Annotated in this window: 17 protein-coding genes and 1 riboswitch; of the genes, 16 read left to right on the forward strand and 1 reads right to left on the reverse strand. The window is 44.4% G+C overall.

Annotated elements, in window-relative coordinates:
• The first annotated feature begins 26 nt into the window (after positions 1-26).
• The 14 genes from V1L65_RS18930 to deoC all read left to right on the forward strand — a co-directional run bounded on the left by V1L65_RS18930 (position 27) and on the right by deoC (position 11,264).
• A complete protein-coding gene (locus V1L65_RS18930) occupies positions 27-497 on the forward strand; it encodes a Na+/H+ antiporter subunit E (RefSeq protein ID WP_331700821.1) in 471 nt (156 codons plus the stop codon).
• Entirely contained in the window at positions 497-781 is a 285-nt protein-coding gene (locus V1L65_RS18935; protein WP_331700793.1) for a Na(+)/H(+) antiporter subunit F1, read from the forward strand. The genes V1L65_RS18930 and V1L65_RS18935 overlap by 1 nt, the downstream gene beginning before the upstream one ends.
• Positions 759-1,136, forward strand: a complete 378-nt coding sequence (mnhG, locus tag V1L65_RS18940; protein ID WP_331700794.1) for a monovalent cation/H(+) antiporter subunit G — start codon at positions 759-761, stop codon at positions 1,134-1,136. Before V1L65_RS18935 ends, mnhG begins: the two co-directional genes overlap by 23 nt.
• A gap of 136 nt (positions 1,137-1,272) precedes the next feature.
• A complete protein-coding gene (locus V1L65_RS18945) occupies positions 1,273-2,385 on the forward strand; it encodes an ABC transporter ATP-binding protein (protein WP_331700795.1) in 1,113 nt (370 codons plus the stop codon).
• Positions 2,378-3,196 carry an ABC transporter permease gene (locus V1L65_RS18950; RefSeq protein WP_331700796.1) on the forward strand — a complete coding sequence of 273 codons (819 nt, stop codon included), beginning with the start codon at positions 2,378-2,380 and terminating at the stop codon, positions 3,194-3,196. Before V1L65_RS18945 ends, V1L65_RS18950 begins: the two co-directional genes overlap by 8 nt.
• Positions 3,183-3,989, forward strand: coding sequence for an ABC transporter permease (locus V1L65_RS18955; protein ID WP_331700797.1), 807 nt, complete (start codon positions 3,183-3,185; stop codon positions 3,987-3,989). Before V1L65_RS18950 ends, V1L65_RS18955 begins: the two co-directional genes overlap by 14 nt.
• The gene (locus V1L65_RS18960; protein ID WP_331700798.1) at positions 3,986-5,059 is read left to right on the forward strand and encodes an ABC transporter substrate-binding protein; all 1,074 of its coding nucleotides are present in this window, start codon (positions 3,986-3,988) and stop codon (positions 5,057-5,059) included. Before V1L65_RS18955 ends, V1L65_RS18960 begins: the two co-directional genes overlap by 4 nt.
• A 313-nt stretch (positions 5,060-5,372) precedes the next feature.
• Positions 5,373-6,632, forward strand: a complete 1,260-nt coding sequence (locus V1L65_RS18965) for a Glu/Leu/Phe/Val family dehydrogenase (protein WP_331700799.1) — start codon at positions 5,373-5,375, stop codon at positions 6,630-6,632.
• A gap of 11 nt (positions 6,633-6,643) precedes the next feature.
• Positions 6,644-7,639 (forward strand): diaminopimelate dehydrogenase, encoded by a 996-nt coding sequence (locus tag V1L65_RS18970; protein ID WP_331700800.1) that lies wholly within the window; start codon positions 6,644-6,646, stop codon positions 7,637-7,639.
• Between the two features lie 170 nt (positions 7,640-7,809).
• Positions 7,810-7,944: a hypothetical protein gene (locus V1L65_RS18975; RefSeq protein WP_331700801.1), complete on the forward strand. Its 135-nt coding sequence runs from the start codon at positions 7,810-7,812 to the stop codon at positions 7,942-7,944.
• Positions 7,945-8,210: 266 nt separating this feature from the next.
• Positions 8,211-8,690 carry a translation initiation factor IF-3 gene (gene infC / locus V1L65_RS18980; protein WP_331700822.1) on the forward strand — a complete coding sequence of 160 codons (480 nt, stop codon included), beginning with the start codon at positions 8,211-8,213 and terminating at the stop codon, positions 8,688-8,690.
• Positions 8,691-8,956: 266 nt separating this feature from the next.
• A riboswitch (cyclic di-AMP (ydaO/yuaA leader) is annotated at positions 8,957-9,102 on the forward strand.
• Positions 9,103-9,280: 178 nt separating this feature from the next.
• Positions 9,281-10,417, forward strand: coding sequence for a KamA family radical SAM protein (locus V1L65_RS18985; RefSeq protein WP_331700802.1), 1,137 nt, complete (start codon positions 9,281-9,283; stop codon positions 10,415-10,417).
• Positions 10,366-10,527 (forward strand): hypothetical protein, encoded by a 162-nt coding sequence (locus V1L65_RS18990; RefSeq protein WP_331700803.1) that lies wholly within the window; start codon positions 10,366-10,368, stop codon positions 10,525-10,527. The genes V1L65_RS18985 and V1L65_RS18990 overlap by 52 nt, the downstream gene beginning before the upstream one ends.
• A 38-nt stretch (positions 10,528-10,565) precedes the next feature.
• Positions 10,566-11,264, forward strand: coding sequence for a deoxyribose-phosphate aldolase (gene deoC / locus V1L65_RS18995; RefSeq protein WP_331700804.1), 699 nt, complete (start codon positions 10,566-10,568; stop codon positions 11,262-11,264).
• Positions 11,265-11,676: 412 nt separating this feature from the next.
• Here the strand turns inward: deoC and V1L65_RS19000 are convergent, their stop codons facing one another.
• Positions 11,677-12,849 (reverse strand): peptidylprolyl isomerase, encoded by a 1,173-nt coding sequence (locus V1L65_RS19000; RefSeq protein WP_331700805.1) that lies wholly within the window; start codon positions 12,847-12,849, stop codon positions 11,677-11,679.
• 176 nt (positions 12,850-13,025) lie between these two features.
• On the opposite strand from V1L65_RS19000, the gene V1L65_RS19005 reads away from it, so the two are divergent.
• Both V1L65_RS19005 and V1L65_RS19010 read left to right on the forward strand, forming a co-directional pair.
• Positions 13,026-15,038, forward strand: coding sequence for a bifunctional diguanylate cyclase/phosphodiesterase (locus V1L65_RS19005; protein ID WP_331700806.1), 2,013 nt, complete (start codon positions 13,026-13,028; stop codon positions 15,036-15,038).
• 36 nt (positions 15,039-15,074) lie between these two features.
• Positions 15,075-16,499, forward strand: coding sequence for an HD-GYP domain-containing protein (locus tag V1L65_RS19010; RefSeq protein WP_331700807.1), 1,425 nt, complete (start codon positions 15,075-15,077; stop codon positions 16,497-16,499).
• Positions 16,500-16,530 lie beyond the last annotated feature (31 nt).

Genomic DNA, 16,530 nt, shown 5'->3' on the forward strand with positions numbered 1-16,530 from the left:
AGGGAGGAAGTGATAGAAAAGTGACGATGCAAATATTGCTCAATTTGCTCATTGCAATGGTATGGATGCTGCTTCATGATGAGTGGAATACATTAACCTTTATGATCGGCTACGTCATTGGAATGAATATGATCTTTATACTAAGACGATTCTTCCCAACACCTTTCTACGGCCGCAGAGTATGGGCTATTATTAAACTGCTTTATTTATTTGGCATCGAAATTGTAAAGTCGAGTGTTATTGTTATCGCTCAAATTACACGTCCCAAAATTAATATTCAGCCTGGGATATTCAAAATGACTACCTCGCTCAAGTCGGAATGGGAAATTACGATGCTGTCCAATCTGCTTACGCTTACGCCAGGCTCTGTCATTATGGAGGTAGCGCCAGACGAAGGAATTCTCTATGTCCACGCTATGGATGTTGCCGAATTTCAGGGAGAGATCGAGAAGACGAAGCGCTTGTTTGAGAAAGCGATTAGAGAGGTGATGGGCTAATGTTCGATACGCTGCTCTTTATATGTATGAGCCTCTTGTCAATATCTATCGTTATCGCTCTGTATCGCGTTGTAAAAGGGCCTACTTTGCCAGATCGCATATTAGCGCTTGATTCAATCAGCTACAGCATTATTGGGATTATTGCGATTCTATCGATCCTGCTTGATTCCAGGGCTTACCTGGAGACGATTCTGCTAATCGGCATACTGGCATTCCTCAGCACAATCGCCCTATGCAGATTTTTGGAAAGAGGTGTCGTGATTGAACGGAACCGCGATCATTGAAATTATTGTGCTTATTTTAATCATATCAGGCACAATTCTCAGCTTGATAAGCTCGCTTGGCTTTATACGCCTTCCAGATGTTTATAATCGTTCTCATGCCGCTACCAAGAGTATTACTCTAGGCATTATGTTTGTATTGCTCGCTACCTTTATATACTTTTGGTTCGTCCATAACATTATTAGCATCAGACTGCTGCTCGGAATTATTTTTGTATTTTTGACTGCTCCGGTAGCTGGCCATATGATTGTCCGGTCCGCTTATCGGTCGGGGACCAAGCTGTCGGACACCAGCATCAAGGATGATCTGGGCGATGATCTAAAGAAGCATAAAGAAGCGCTGGAAAGCCAATCCTAACGATACACAATTCCTCATCAGCATATGTCTTCGTAGAAGAAGATATGGGGTGGGGAATTTTTTTGTATAATATGACGACGATCGTTAAAATTTGCTGTATAATCATGGGCAATATGACGTAAAAGGAGTATGTGCAATGCGGGAGCAAACGATTATTCGCTTTGAACATGTGACGAAGCGGTATGCTCATAATGAGGAAGCAGTCTTGAAGGATGTCAGCTTTACAATTGAAAGAGGCAAGTTCTATACCCTTCTAGGTCCTTCCGGCTGCGGCAAAACGACAATTCTAAGATTAATTGCTGGATTTACGGAACCATCTGAAGGGAATATTTATTTTAACGGGCGAATTATTAATAAGGTTCCTGCCAATGAGCGGCAGGTGAATACGGTATTTCAAGACTACGCATTATTTCCGCACCTCAATGTATTTGAGAATGTAGCATTTGGTCTTCGTATTAAAAAGCTTAAAAATGCTGCTATTGCCGAAAAGGTTAAAGAAGCGCTGCGTTTTGTTAACCTTAGCGGATATGAGAATAGAGAAATTTCCGAGATGTCCGGCGGCCAGAAGCAGCGTGTAGCTATAGCCCGGGCGATTGTAAATGAGCCGGAGATTATACTGCTCGATGAGCCGCTGTCTGCGCTCGATTTGAAGCTTCGAACAGAGATGCAGTATGAGCTGCGCGAGCTGCAGCGGCGGCTCGGCATCACGTTTATTTTTGTTACGCATGATCAAGAAGAAGCGCTTGCCATGTCAGATGAAATATTCGTTATTAATGGCGGAAAAATTCAGCAGTCAGGCACGCCTACAGATATTTATGATGAGCCTATTAACCGTTTTGTTGCAGATTTTATTGGAGAATCCAATATCGTCAAGGGTAAAATGACACGAGATTTCGAGGTGGAGTTTGGCGGCCATGCCTATGAATGCGTCGACCAAGGGCTGCTTCCTAATGAAGTAGTGGATATTGTCATTCGGCCCGAGGATCTAGAAATTACTTCTCCTGACAAAGGCAAGCTGCAGGTACGGGTAGACTCACAGCTGTTCCGCGGCGTCCACTATGAAATTTGCTGCTATGACGCTGCGAACAATGAATGGCTGGTGCATTCTACACGGAAAGCTGCGGTTGGAGAGCATATTGGTCTTTATTTTGATCCTGAAGCGATTCATGTCATGCGTTTGAATGAGACGGAGGAGGAATTCGACAAGCGTCTCGAGTCCTACGGCGGGGAGAATGATAGCGATGGCTAATAAGGCAAGAAGCTTATACCTAATCCCTTATCTACTATGGATTGCCCTATTTGTCATTGCGCCAATCGTATTGATTGTGTACTATTCTTTGTTTGATGTAGAAGGCAATTTCACGTTCAGTAATTACGAAAAATTTTTTACACCTGTTTATTTGAAAATGACGCTAAGCTCGTTTTGGTATGCTTTTTTAATTACAGCATTTTCACTGCTGGTAGCTTATCCGACCGCTTATTTACTGACCAAGACAAAGCATAAGCAATTATGGCTGCTGCTCATTATCGTGCCAAGCTGGATTAACCTGTTGTTGAAAGCATATGCTTTTATCGGCTTGTTTGGCACATATGGGTTTGTTAATGCTGTGCTGGAATGGAGCGGTATCGGCACGAAACAAATTTTATTTACAGATTTCAGTTTTATATTTGTTGCCGTATATATATTTATTCCATTTATGATATTGCCTATATTCAACGCCCTCGAAAAAATGAACCCAACTCTAGTGTTTGCGGCCAGAGATTTGGGGGCATCGGCTTGGACTACATTTAAGCGAGTTATATTCCCGTTAACGATTAACGGTGTTAAGGCAGGCTGCATGTCCGTCTTCATTCCTGCGCTTTCCTTGTTTATGATTACGCGCCTTATTGCAGGCAATCGGGTTATTACACTTGGAACAGCTATTGAGCAGCATTTTCTTGTTACGCAGGACTGGGGAATGGGTGCGACGATTGCCGTGTTCCTTATCATTGCGATGGCATTATTTATGGTGCTGACCGGCAGCAGAAAGAAAGGAGTGCTGGACATTGTTAAAAAATAGATGGAAGCTCTCCAATCTTTACTTGATTGCTATATTTATTATTTTATATGCGCCGATTTTTTATCTGATTTTGTATTCGTTTAACAGCGGCGGCTCCATGCGCAGCTTCGAAGGGTTTACGTGGGAGTTTTATGCCGATGTATTCCAGGATACGCGTTTGCTTATTATTGTGTTGAATACGTTCGTAATAGCGCTGCTGTCTGCTGTTATTTCGACAATACTGGGCGTACTTGGCGCGATTGCAATTTATCAGCTGCGCAGCAATCGTCCCAAGCAGACCTTGCTTACACTCAACAATGTATTAATCGTAAGTCCGGATGTCATTATCGGTGCGTCATTTTTAATATTGTTCACGTTTATTGGCATTCAGTTGGGATTCGTGTCGGTATTGCTGGCCCATATTGCGTTTAGCGTGCCGATCGTCGTTATTATGGTATTGCCTAAGCTTGAGGAAATGAGCAGCACGCTCATCGATGCGGCTCGTGATCTTGGAGCAAGCTCATGGGATGTGCTGTCAAAAGTAATTTTGCCTTACATTAAACCAGGCATATTTGCCGGCTTCTTCCTGGCATTAACATACTCGCTGGATGATTTTGCAGTGACCTTCTTTGTTACTGGCAATGGCTATTCAACATTATCCGTCGAGATTTATTCACGGGCAAGACAGGGAGTGTCCTTGTCGATCAATGCGCTTTCGGCATTGCTGTTCCTCTTCACCATATTACTAGTTGCAGGCTATTACTTTATTAATCAGCGGAATCAAAAGCCTGCCAGCAAGGAGGAGAGAGGATGAAACAGCTAGTCCGCACATTTCTACTTGTCGTTATAGCAGCTTTAGGAATGATGTACGCAGCCAAAATGCTTAACTCCAGCGCAGGCTATTCCAGTGGAAATACACTGACGATCTACAATTGGGGAGACTACATTGATCCAGATTTAATTAAGCAGTTCGAGCAGGAAAGCGGAATTAAAGTTATTTACCAAACCTTTGACTCCAACGAAGCGATGATGACTAAAATTTCGCAAGGCGGAACCGCCTTCGATATCAGTATTCCTTCAGAGTATGCCATCAGCAAAATGAAGGAGGAAAATTTGCTTCAAAAGCTGGATCATAGCAAGCTGCCGAACTTGCAATATATTGATCCGCGCTTTATGCATCTTTCCTTTGATCCGGACAATGCGTATTCAATCCCATACTTCTGGGGAACTTTAGGCATCGTCTATCATCCTGATTTGGTTGGCGATCTGACCTTTGAAAGCTGGGATGAATTGTGGAGCGAACAGCTGCGCAATCAAATTTTACTGGTGGACGGGGCGAGAGAGGTTATAGGAATGGGCCTTAACAGCTTGGGCTATTCCTTGAATGATACGAATGAAGAGCATTTGCAGGAAGCGGTGAAGAAGCTTACGAAGCTGACACCCAACGTAAAGGCTATTGTAGGCGATGAAATCAAAATGCTGTTGGCCAATGAGGAAGCTACTGTAGGCTTAGTATGGTCCGGCGATGCTTCAGAAATAATGGATGAAAACGATGTGCTGGAATATACAGTTCCTGAAGAAGGTTCAAATCTATGGTTTGATAATATGGTTATTCCAGCCTCTGCGCGCAATGTTGAAGGAGCGCACCAGTTCATTAATTTTATGCTCGATCCTGAGGTCGCCGCGCAAAATGCAGAGTATGTCGGCTATTCTACGCCTAATAAAGCTGCTCTGGAGCTGTTGCCCGAAGATATTTCAGGAGATGAGCGCTTTTATCCGGATGAGGAATTAACGGCGCGGCTTGAGGTTTATAACAATCTGGGCGCTAAAATGCTGTCGCACTATAATGAGCTATTTTTGCAATTCAAAATGCACCGCAAGTAATGTAATTATTTCCAGTCCACCCTGCTTATTCGAATGTCTAGAAAGGGTAAGCCTGTGCTTATTATGTCTTGTTTACTACAAGATCGGGTTGCTGTTTAAGAGGAAGACACAACATCTAGGCAAGCTTAAAGCAGGGCGGATATATTATAAAATCTGGTTAAAATTAAAGACATATTAATGACAATTGGACAAATTCCTAAAAATATACACATTTTTTTGTGAAAAAATCCTTTCAAAATAAGATATGACAGGTTAAAATTATTAAATCGGCTACTGCCTCGAGTCGAACTTTAAAAAGAAGGACTGAAACGGTATGACAGCAACTACGGTTAAAGAGAATTTAAACCCTTATGAGATCGCTCAACAGCAGGTTGATGCAGCCGCAAAGCTGTTGCAACTGCCGGAGCATGTCACTAATTTATTGAAGCATCCAAAGCGTGTGCTTTCGGTAAGCTTTCCAGTAAAAATGGATGACGGTTCGGTTAAAGTTTTTGAAGGCTTTCGAGCGCAGCACAATGATGCGATCGGACCTACAAAGGGAGGAATTCGATTCCACCCGGGAGTTACACTTGATGAAGTGAAAGCTTTGTCGATGTGGATGAGCTTTAAGTGTGGTGTAGTAGGTTTGCCGTATGGCGGTGGCAAAGGCGGCGTAATTTGTGATCCTCATGATTACAGCAAAGCTGAAGTTGAACGGATTAGTAGAGGATTTATGGAAGCAATTGTAGACTTCGTTGGACCGGACAAAGATATACCTGCACCAGATGTGTACACTACCCCGCAAATCATGGGCTGGATGATGGACACGTACAGCAGGTTGAAAGGCACTTATTCACCTGGCGTTATTACAGGCAAGCCGCTAATTGTCGGTGGCTCTAAGGGTCGTAATGAAGCAACAGCTCAAGGCTGTGTGTACACGATTCTTGCAGCACTAGAGGACAAAGGATTGCCGGTTGAGAACGCGACAGTTGCTATTCAAGGGTACGGAAACGCGGGAAGAATTGCAGCGCGCTTGCTAAGCGAAGCAGGCTGCAAGGTTGTAGCAGTAAGTGATTCGAAATGCGGTATCTATGATGCAAATGGCCTTGATCTTGAGGTTGTTGGTAATTTGAAAGACAATTCCTCCATTGCAGAATATGGCCAATCCCATATCATTACAAACCAAGAATTGCTTGAACTAGAAGTAGACATCCTCGTACCAGCCGCTCTAGAGAATGTCATTACGGCAGCTAATGCAGACAACATTAAAGCAAAAATCATCGCAGAAGCCGCTAATGGACCAACTACCCCTGAAGCAGATCGCATCCTATTCAGCAAAGATATTACAGTTATCCCAGATATTCTTGCTAATGCAGGCGGAGTTACCGTTTCCTATTTCGAGTGGGTACAAAATCTTCAGCACTACTACTGGAGCGAAGCAGAAGTATTGGATCGTCTAAAAACAAATATGATTATTTCCTATGAAGCAGTTCGCGATATGGCAAATGAATTCAAAACTGACTTCAGAACTGCTGCGTATATGATTTCTATCAAGCGCATTGCATCTGCAATGGAAGCACGCGGCTGGATCTAATAACCGTCATAATGAAGGATGATGTTAGATTGAATAAAAAAATTAAGATTGGAATAGTAGGCTATGGCAATCTGGGCCGTGGAGTAGAGCTTGCAATCGCACAAAGCCCCGATATGGAGCTGAAGGCTATCTTTACGAGACGCGACCCGGCTACTATTACTTCAACGACAAAAGCATATACGATAGATGACGCAGAAAAGTTTACCAATGAAATTGATGTTATGATTTTGTGCGGCGGTTCGGCTACTGATTTGCCTGAGCAAGGCCCGCAATTCGTAAAAATGTTTCATACGGTGGACAGCTTTGACCGCCATGCGCGAATTCCGGAATATTACGATTCTATTAACGAAGCTGCGGTTGCAAGCGGCAAGATTGGAGTAATCTCCACCGGTTGGGATCCAGGATTGTTTTCCTTGAATCGCCTGCTTGGCGAAGCGGTATTGCCAGAAGGCAAGGAGTATACGTTCTGGGGCAAAGGTGTGAGCCAAGGTCATTCCGATGCGATTCGCCGTGTGAATGGCGTCAAAAATGGCGTGCAGTACACGATCCCAAGTGAAGATGCTGTCGAGAGAGTACGCGCTGGAGAAAATCCTGAGCTGGATACTCGCGAGAAGCATATCCGTGTTTGTTATGTTGTGAAGGAAGAAGGCGCTGATGAGACGGCAATCGCAAATGAAATCAAAACGATGCCGAATTATTTCGCTGACTACGATACAACGGTACACTTTATTACAGAAGACGAGCTGAAAGCTAAGCATTCTGCAATGCCTCATGGCGGCATGGTGCTTCGCAGCGGCAAAACAGGAACAGGCAATACGCAAATTATTGAATTTGGTTTGAAGCTGGACAGTAATCCTGAGTTTACAGCGAGTGTTGTAGTAGCATGTGCAAGAGCAGCCTATAAGCTTGCTGAAGAGGGTCAAAGAGGCGCTAAGACGATCTTTGATATTCCGCTAGGCTATTTGTCGCCTAAGTCTGGAGCTGAGCTTCGAAAGGAAATGCTGTAATCATCTAATTGCGGCGAGCCTAATATGAATCAAACAGATTGAAGAAGTCCCAGGCAGAGTAATGCTTGGGACTTCTTCACTATTTAAGTAAGCTAAGGTTACTTTTGTATGAAAGCTGACTTATTATTACATAATGTATATAATTTCTTAGACTTGCAGGAGGTGCTGCAATGATGAAATGGGTAAAAATGAGCGGTAAATGCCTTCTAGCCGCATTTTTATTGTTGTTTGCGCTACTCTGTTTGTTTGAAATTGTTTTTATAGCAGGCATATGGTTTAAATCGACTTTTGAGGGGATCGATTAATTGTGGGCAACTAATGATAAGCAATAAGAAAGGGGAACGAAGAGCAAGATTGGGAATGGAGAAGCGGCAGCGTCCGCCTTTGTAGACCAATTTTATCCTTTATAGGGGTTATTTCGTCAAAAAAATTGGACTACAACAGCGGTCGGAATCCCAAACTTGATCGTAGCAGTATCCCTTACGATTGCCTTATTCACAATTAATCGACACCCTCCATTTATTAGCCGAATAAAGAACGGAGGCTGGCAGTAGTGGCAGGTTCAATCATTATGAATGAGAAAATAAAAGCAGCAGAGGTTTTGCTGACTGGATTAGATGGGCAGGAGATAGGCGTAGTTTCTCGCGAGGATGCGCTTGCTATGGCTAAGCAGCAATCCGCAGATCTGGTATGTACATCGCTGATGAGCAGTCCGCCGCCCTGCCGCCTTGTTGCCAAGGGGCAAGCCAAGCAGCAGCGCGATCAGCAGAAAAAGCAGGAAAGCAATAAGCCAGCCAAAGTGAAGGAGCTTCGTCTGTCACCAGAGATTGAAGAACATGATTATGAGACGAAATGCCGTCAGGCACAAAAGCTTCTTGAGTCAGGCCACTCCGTACTGCTGGTTGTCAAAATTAGCGGCAAGCAGGGAGCGGCAGCGAAGGAGCTTATCGAAAGATTAGTGAAGGATCTGGCAGAATCGGGGAGCAAGCAAACAGGAATACAAGTGAGCGGCAAGCAGGCGGCAGTACAACTTCAGCCTAAAGCTGAATAGAGTTACGGGCATAAGAGAGCAAGGGAGACTGTCGATTAATTGTGGGCAACTATTAAAAAGCAATAAGAAAGGGGATATCCTTAACAGGGTTTATTTATTAAGAAAAATTGGACTACAACAGCGGTCGGAATCCCAATCTTGATCGCAGTGGCCCCCCTTCTTATTGCTTGTTGCCTTATCCACAATTAATCGACAGTCTCCAGGGAAGCCTTAATGTAATAAAAATATCCAGCCTGAGGTTGACGAACAAGCATTCAATCATATAAACTATAGTTACGCTTAATTTCCGATCTTTCGAATCGGAAAGCGGGGGAACCAATCTTGTGGGGCGAATAGATCGCATGAAGCGAATCTTAGGGGACCATCTTACCCGAGTCCGTCAGCTAACCTCGTCAGCAGTGGGTGGGTCATTGCTTTCTTAATTTATAATCTTACACATAATGACCCTGTTAAAGTGATAGCAGCAGTCCTACGCGACTGCAAGCTCTATTGCTTTGCTGGCACCTGCCGGCCGGGGTTATTTTTTGTTTTTCGTCAGACCATCCACTGGTGAAGCGTGCATATCAAATCTTATTTTAGGAGGGGTTTGAATGGCGCAGCCAAAGTATGTTATGAATTTAGATCGTCTCACAATGATTCCGGAGAGTGAACGAGAGCGACTAAAGCCGATAACAGAAAAGTTTGCATTTCGTGTGAATGATTATTACTTATCGCTCATTGATTGGAATGATCCCGATGACCCGATTCGCAGGTTAGTGATACCGAACGAGGGAGAGCTGATGGAATACGGCAGATGGGACGCTTCTGATGAGGAAGCCAACTATGTCGTGCCAGGGTGCCAGCATAAGTATGGCACAACTGCACTGCTTATTGTGTCAGAGGTATGCGGTGCGTATTGCAGATATTGCTTCCGCAAACGTTTATTCCGCAATGATGTGAAGGAAGCAGTATCCAATGTCGATCCGGGAATTGAGTATATCGCCGCCAATCCGAGTATTAACAATGTATTGCTCACTGGCGGAGACAGCTTAATACTTGGAACACCTAAGTTAAGAAGCATTATTGAACGCTTGAGAGAGATTGACCATGTCAAAATTATTCGCCTCGGCTCCAAGATGCCGGTATTTAATCCGATGCGAATCTATGAGGATGAAGCATTGCTGGAGTTGATCAAGCAGTATTCTACGCCTGAGAAGCGAATCTATGTTATGGCTCATATCAACCACCCACGAGAAATTACGCCGGAGGCAAAGCGCGGCTTTCAAGCGCTGCATGAGGCTGGCGCCATTGTTGTCAATCAAACCCCTATTATTCGCGGCATAAACGATGATGCTGACGTACTTGCCGAGCTGCTGGATCAATTGTCCTGGGCCGGCGTTACCCCTTACTATTTCTTTATTAACCGCCCTGTTGCCGGAAATCGTGATTTTGTTGTTTCTTTGCAAAGAGCATACCAGCTTGTTGAACAGGCTAAAGCAAAGACGTCAGGACTAGGCAAGCGCGTCAGATTATCGATGAGCCATTCTTCAGGCAAAATAGAAATATTGGCGATTGAGAACGGTAAGGCGTATTTGAAGTATCATCAGTCCCGAGAGGGCAATTACGGTCAGTTTATGATTCTTGATTGTCCGCCAGAGGCGTCATGGTTTGACGATTTGCCTGGCAGCGAGAAGTATTGGCAGAAGGAAGAAGAAGAGCAGGACAGCGAGGCTATCGAGGCAGTGTAACTGGAACTGTACTTGCTCATGATGACTTGCGCAAGCTGCTGACGCCGCTGCTGCTTTTCAGTAAGCTATTGTTGTTCAACGAGGCAGGCATTATAATGAATGGACAATAGCTACTGTAAAGCAGACTAGCAGGGAGGGGCATGGTGCAATGAATATACATGAGCAAGACAAAGAGGTTACAGCTGCTCAGCTGGCCGCTATGATCGACCATACGCTGCTGAAGCCGGAAGCAACCAAACAAGAGATTATTGAGCTGTGCAAGGATGCCAGGCAGTATCAATTTGCTACAGTTTGCGTAAACCCAAGCTGGGTTTCGCTGGCAGCCAAGGAGCTGTCAGGCACTTCAACCGGTGTTACAACTGTAGTAGGCTTTCCATTGGGGGCTACCAGCTCGGCTGCCAAGGCATTTGAAGCCAAGCAAGCGATCATGGATGGGGCTAATGAAATTGATATGGTGCTGAATATCGGCTTGCTGCGATCTGGAGAGCTTGCAGCAGTAGAGCAGGATATTGCTGCAGTTGCGCAGGCATGCGGCGATCAGGCCGTTCTGAAGGTTATTTTGGAATCAGGCATGCTGTCTGACGAAGAAATTGTTACTGCATGCGAGCTGTCCGTCCGTGCAGGGGCTAACTTTGTCAAAACGTCAACCGGCTTTGGAAAGGGCGGAGCAACAGAGCAAGCTATCGCTTTGATGCGCCAAACGGTAGGCCCTAATATCGGCGTCAAAGCTTCCGGTGGAGTCCGCGATTATGATACGACCTGCCGCATGATTAAGGCAGGCGCGAGCCGCATTGGTGCTAGCGCAAGCGTTGCGATTGTTCAGGGTCAAAGCGGAGAAGGCTACTAATCATTATATTTAACAAAAAAGCTGCCAGTCTTATACTAGATTGCGCAGCTCATTTTGTTTATATATCTTACTGCTGCAGGGAGCGATTTGCTCACAGAGCCGGTCAGTCGTTCCGTTATTTCGCCCAAAATTGCAGTTTAGAGGAAGTAAAGTGACAGCCGTTCCGTTATTTGCTATTAAATGGCGGAAAGAGCCCCGTTTAGAACCGAATAGCGGAACATGTGGCCGCGAAATTAAAAAAATGGTGGTTTTAAGGCAAATAACGGAACGTGTGTCCAATTCGATTCATTATGGGCAAGCATTTATAAGCACGAAACAACGGAACGTCCAGCCAGGGATATTCCGTTTTCTATATTTTACTAAGAACCGGCACTTCCTTACCCAAGGAAGTGCCGGTTCTGCTTGTCGCCTATTATTTTGCGTCTGCTGTTTCTTCTTTATTTTTATCCAGTGAGTTTTCAATTTTTGCTTTATTTTGGAGATCGGCAGTCAAACCGCTTTCTTCACTAGCAGCTTCCTGGCCAATTAGCATAGTGCGGATCGGGTTTTTGAGCTCGTCCAGCGTAGCGCCTTTCTTATCTTCGGTTTTCTTAATAATATGATATCCGAATTCAGATTTGACGATATCGCTTACTTGATCAACTTCTAGTGCGAATGCTGCCTCTTCAAATTCCGGAACCATTTGTCCTTTCCCGAAGTAGCCCAGATCACCGCCCATGCTGCTGGAGCCGTCTTTTGATTTCTCTTTGGCCAGCTCGGCAAAATCTGCTCCGCCTTTCAACTGCTCAGCAATTTCCTTTGCTTCCTCTTCTGTATCAACTAGAATATGCGAAGCTCTGATTGTATCAGTACCGCCAATGCTGTCCTTGTACTGCTCATAAAACTCTTCAATTTCCTTGTCCGTTACTTTCGTATTCGGTTCATGTGCCTTTCTGACCAAAGCTTGCTGACGAACATTAAAGCTTAGCGCCTCGATAGTAATATTATTTTGTTTAAGCGCTTCCTGGAATTGCTCCTCGCCGCCCATGCTCATTTTAATAGCGTCAATTTCGTCGGTGATATCCTGATCTGTAAAGGAAATGTTTTTTGCTTTAAGCTCCTGCTCAAGAAGCTCGTTGTTAATCATCGTATCAAGAATGGAAGGGCCGGCCAGCAATAGCATTTTCTCATATAAGCTTTCTTTATCAATCGTATTGCTGTTAACCTTCGCTACCGCTTCATTTTTAATGCCAAACGGCGGCTTGATCAATACAAACACTAGAACGGCAGCAAGCACCAGGCTCGTAATCATCCAGGCAGTTCCGCCTTTTTTAACAACTGGAGCTGGAGGAGCAGTGAAGCCGGATGAAGCATTTGCTTGTTGAACGCTATTGTGCGCTGCAGCTTCCTGTTCAATACTTGCATCGTCTTCCTTGAAAGCTTGCTCGTCAGCCTCTGCTTGCTCTGAATTTTCTGCGTCATCCGGGTTGCTTGAGCTGGCAGCTACTGAATTTTTTGCTTGCTCTTCTTCGTAAGCGTATCTTTCTGTATTCGCAGCCTCCACCTCTTGATTCTCTTTTTTGGACTGCGATTGCTCGTTGCTCATTCCATAAACTCCCTTCGAAATCGCTTTTTCCATAACTATATCAAAATATGTACAAAAAAACCTTAATCTAATATAAAATTGTTGCAACTTATGTCGAATCCCTTGGTGCTAATTGGTATACTAATACTTGGTAGTATGACTACAAGTGTGAAGCACGGGTTGTTGCGGAGGGATCAATGATCAGTATTAACGGCAGTTATAATGACTGGATAGTATTATTATCTTTTATGATTGCATTATTTACATCTTATTCTGCTCTTAATCTTACCTATAAGCTATCGAAAACGACAGGCCGGGCACAGTGGAGGTGGCTTGTCGTTTCCGGGTTAGTTATGGGGTTTGGCATATGGTCCATGCATTTTGTCGGAATGCTGGCTTTTCATATGGAAGTTCAAGTAAATTACCATTTGCAAACCACGATCATATCATTATTAGCCAGTATTTGCGCTTCAATGTTTGCTTTTTACATAACGAACAGGAGCACCAGCAGTAAATATACGCTCCCATTGGCTGCAATTATTATGGGCGCTGGTATTGTAACGATGCATTATACGGGTATGGCGTCGATGCAAAGCGCATTTCTACAAATTAAATATGATCCGCTGCTCTTTATTTTGTCTGCTGTTATTGCAGTCATGGCCTCGTATGCAGCGTTGTTCTTCTTTATTCGTTTTCGCCATCGCCATAAATCGGCATGGACCAAATGGCTCGTTGCTTTTCTCATGGGCACAGCTATTTGCGGCATGCACTATACAGGCATGGAAGCGAGCTCCTTCTGGTGTATTGACCCGGTATTGGCAGCCTCACTGCCGCAGAGCTCAACAGATATTTTTCTTATTTTTGCAGTCAGTATTGTTATGCTTGCCTTAGTGGTCGTAACTTCCTTCGCCCTGTTCTGGGAGAGGAAGATATTGAAACAGATGGCGTATAGCGATCCTTTAACAGGATTGCCTAACCGGCATGCGATGAATCAATATTTTACGGACATACAGCCCAAACATTCCTTTTCTGTGCTTTTTCTAGATTTGGACCAATTTAAGCTGATTAATGATACGCTGGGGCATGATGTTGGCGATTTGCTTGTGAAGGAAGTCGGCAGTCGTATTAGCGGCTTTATGAACGCCAGCAGTCATATTTTCAGGCTTGGCGGCGACGAGTTTTTAATGGTTACGAATGAAAAGCAGCATCACAACGCAGAGCGATTGGCTGAACAGATTTTGGAAGAAATCCGCAAGCCGTATGTGTTGATCGGCAATGAGTTGTATGTGACGGGATCTATTGGCATCAGCTATTCGCCTGAGCACGGGACAACCTTGACCGATTTGCTGAAATCTGCGGATACGGCTATGTACTACGCCAAAGGGTTGGGCAAAAATCAGTACTGTTCATACAATGAAGAACTGAATCATAAATTAGTAAGGCGCATGGAAATTGAAAAGGGCTTGCGAACTTCTTTTGTGCTGGATCAATTGAAAATCCACTACCAGCCAAAATGGAATGCGGAGACAAACAAGCCTATCGGCTTCGAAGCGCTGCTGCGCTGGACTCATCCAACGCTCGGCAATATTGCACCGGCAGAATTTATACCTATTGCGGAAGAAACAGGATTGATTGTGCCTATAACAAGGTGGGTATTGAAGCAGGCTTGTATGGATTGCACGCAGTGGAATGCAAAAGGCGACAGTAATCTTTCGGTATCTGTAAATCTCTCTTTGAAAGTTATTGAAAGCAAAAATCTATGGGATATGGTGGACAAATCCTTACAGCAATCTGGCTTATCGCCAGAGCTGCTGGAGCTGGAAATAATAGAGTCAGTTGTACATAACGACGTGGAGGAAGTGCTGCAGCAGCTTAAGCCTATTCAAGAAATAGGCGTGCGTATTTCCATGGACAACTTCGGCTCGGGCTATTCGTTCTTGGGTTCGATTGGTCAAATACCATTTCATACGCTAAAAATCGACAGATTATATATGCAGGATTTTGAATCGCCCACCAAACAGGCAGTTGTTAATTCAATCGTCACCTTGGCAAGTGAATTAAAGCTTCAGCTCATTGCTGAAGGAGTCGAGAATGAAAGCCAGCTGCAGTTTTTGAAAAGAGCAGGCTGCTCTATTATGCAAGGCTATTATTTTAAGCAACCAATGCCGCGAGAGGAATTGGATGCTTGGCTCGATGGGTTGTCCGCATAGTTTAATAGTCCCGCAATGCACTGGAGGAGGAGACAGATGAGGAAAAAAGCGGGCGTTTATGCAGCGCTGTTGGCATGTATTTTTTTGCCTCTGCTTGCTTATTTACTATTGAACATCTCTGCCTATAATGTGACTATCGAAGCGCCAAGAGAGCATTTTTATGTAGTCAGCATTGTTTCGATGCTGGCGCTTCTCCTTGCCATTGTTGTCAGTTTTATTGCTGTACGAGTTCGGAATATTAAAGTTAGCTTCTTATCCTTAGCGTACTTATCGCTGTCTGCTCTTTTTTTGTTAATCGGCTTGTCCTCATCGGCAGATGTCATGCGATTGCATGAATCTGAGAGCAATGCGATTTATTTGAGTGTTCTGCTAGCCTCGTTCTGGCTGTGGCTCTCTACAATCGCAGTTGACCGTTTTGCCATTCGCTGGTTTGCCAGAAGGCAAGCCTGGCTTTTGCCGGTTTGGTCTCTTTTACTGCTAATCGGCGTACTCGTGGTTTGGAATGAACCAGAGTTAATGAAGCTGCTGTACATGGGCTCATTAAGCAGATGGATCATACTAGCGATTATTATTGCGCTCAACAGCTGGACGATTCGTCATTATGTCCACAATTATACGGTGTCATGCTTTCCGTTGCAGCTGGCGATGGCTTATAGCACAGGCTGGCTGATGGCTGCTGGAATTATTATAACAACAGGCGAGACATGGAGCTTAAGCTGGTGGACGTTCCATGTGCTCTTGTTTGCTGCTGTCGCTATTATGATGATCGGTATGCTTAGGGAGTATTGGAGCAGAGGCTCGCTGCTATCTACGTTTAAGCAGTTATTTTATATTCATTCCTTTGACTGGATGAGAATGTATATACGGCCGAGCGTTAAGCAGCTTGTTATGACGACCGAGGCAAGGGATGCTTATACGGCGGGTCATAATTATCGTGTAGCCAGGTATGCGTTAAAGCTCGGAGAAGAGCTTAAGCTTCCGCTGGCTCAGCTACAAGCAATTATGCAAGGCGGGCTAGTGCATGATGTGGGCAAGCTTTCCATTGCTAATCAAATATTGAACAAACCTGGGAAGTTAACGCCAGAAGAACGGGCTATTATCGAAGAGCATCCCGTTGCGGGATATGAAATATGCAAGCGACTCGGTTTTATGATTGAAGAGCTGTCTATCATTCGATCTCATCATGAAAAGTTCAATGGCACTGGCTACCCAGACCGCCTGCAAGGCCAGGAAATACCGCTGCTGGCTAGAATTACAGCAATAGCAGATGTCTATGACGCGCTTACTTCAACACGCTCGTATCGAAAAGCAATGACGCAGGAAGAAGCGATGGCCATTATTGTAAAAGAGAGCGGCAGACATTTTGACCCCCATTGCGTAGAAGCGTGGAAACGTGTCGTGGCAGAGCAATCAGATTTTTTTTCTAATATAATGCAGACAAATTCTCCTGTTAAGCTATAATAACATTTATACACTAGTTCAATATTTTGGA

It is taken from the genome of Paenibacillus sp. IITD108, from assembly GCF_036541265.1.
Taxonomy (GTDB): Bacteria; Bacillota; Bacilli; order Paenibacillales; family Paenibacillaceae; genus Pristimantibacillus.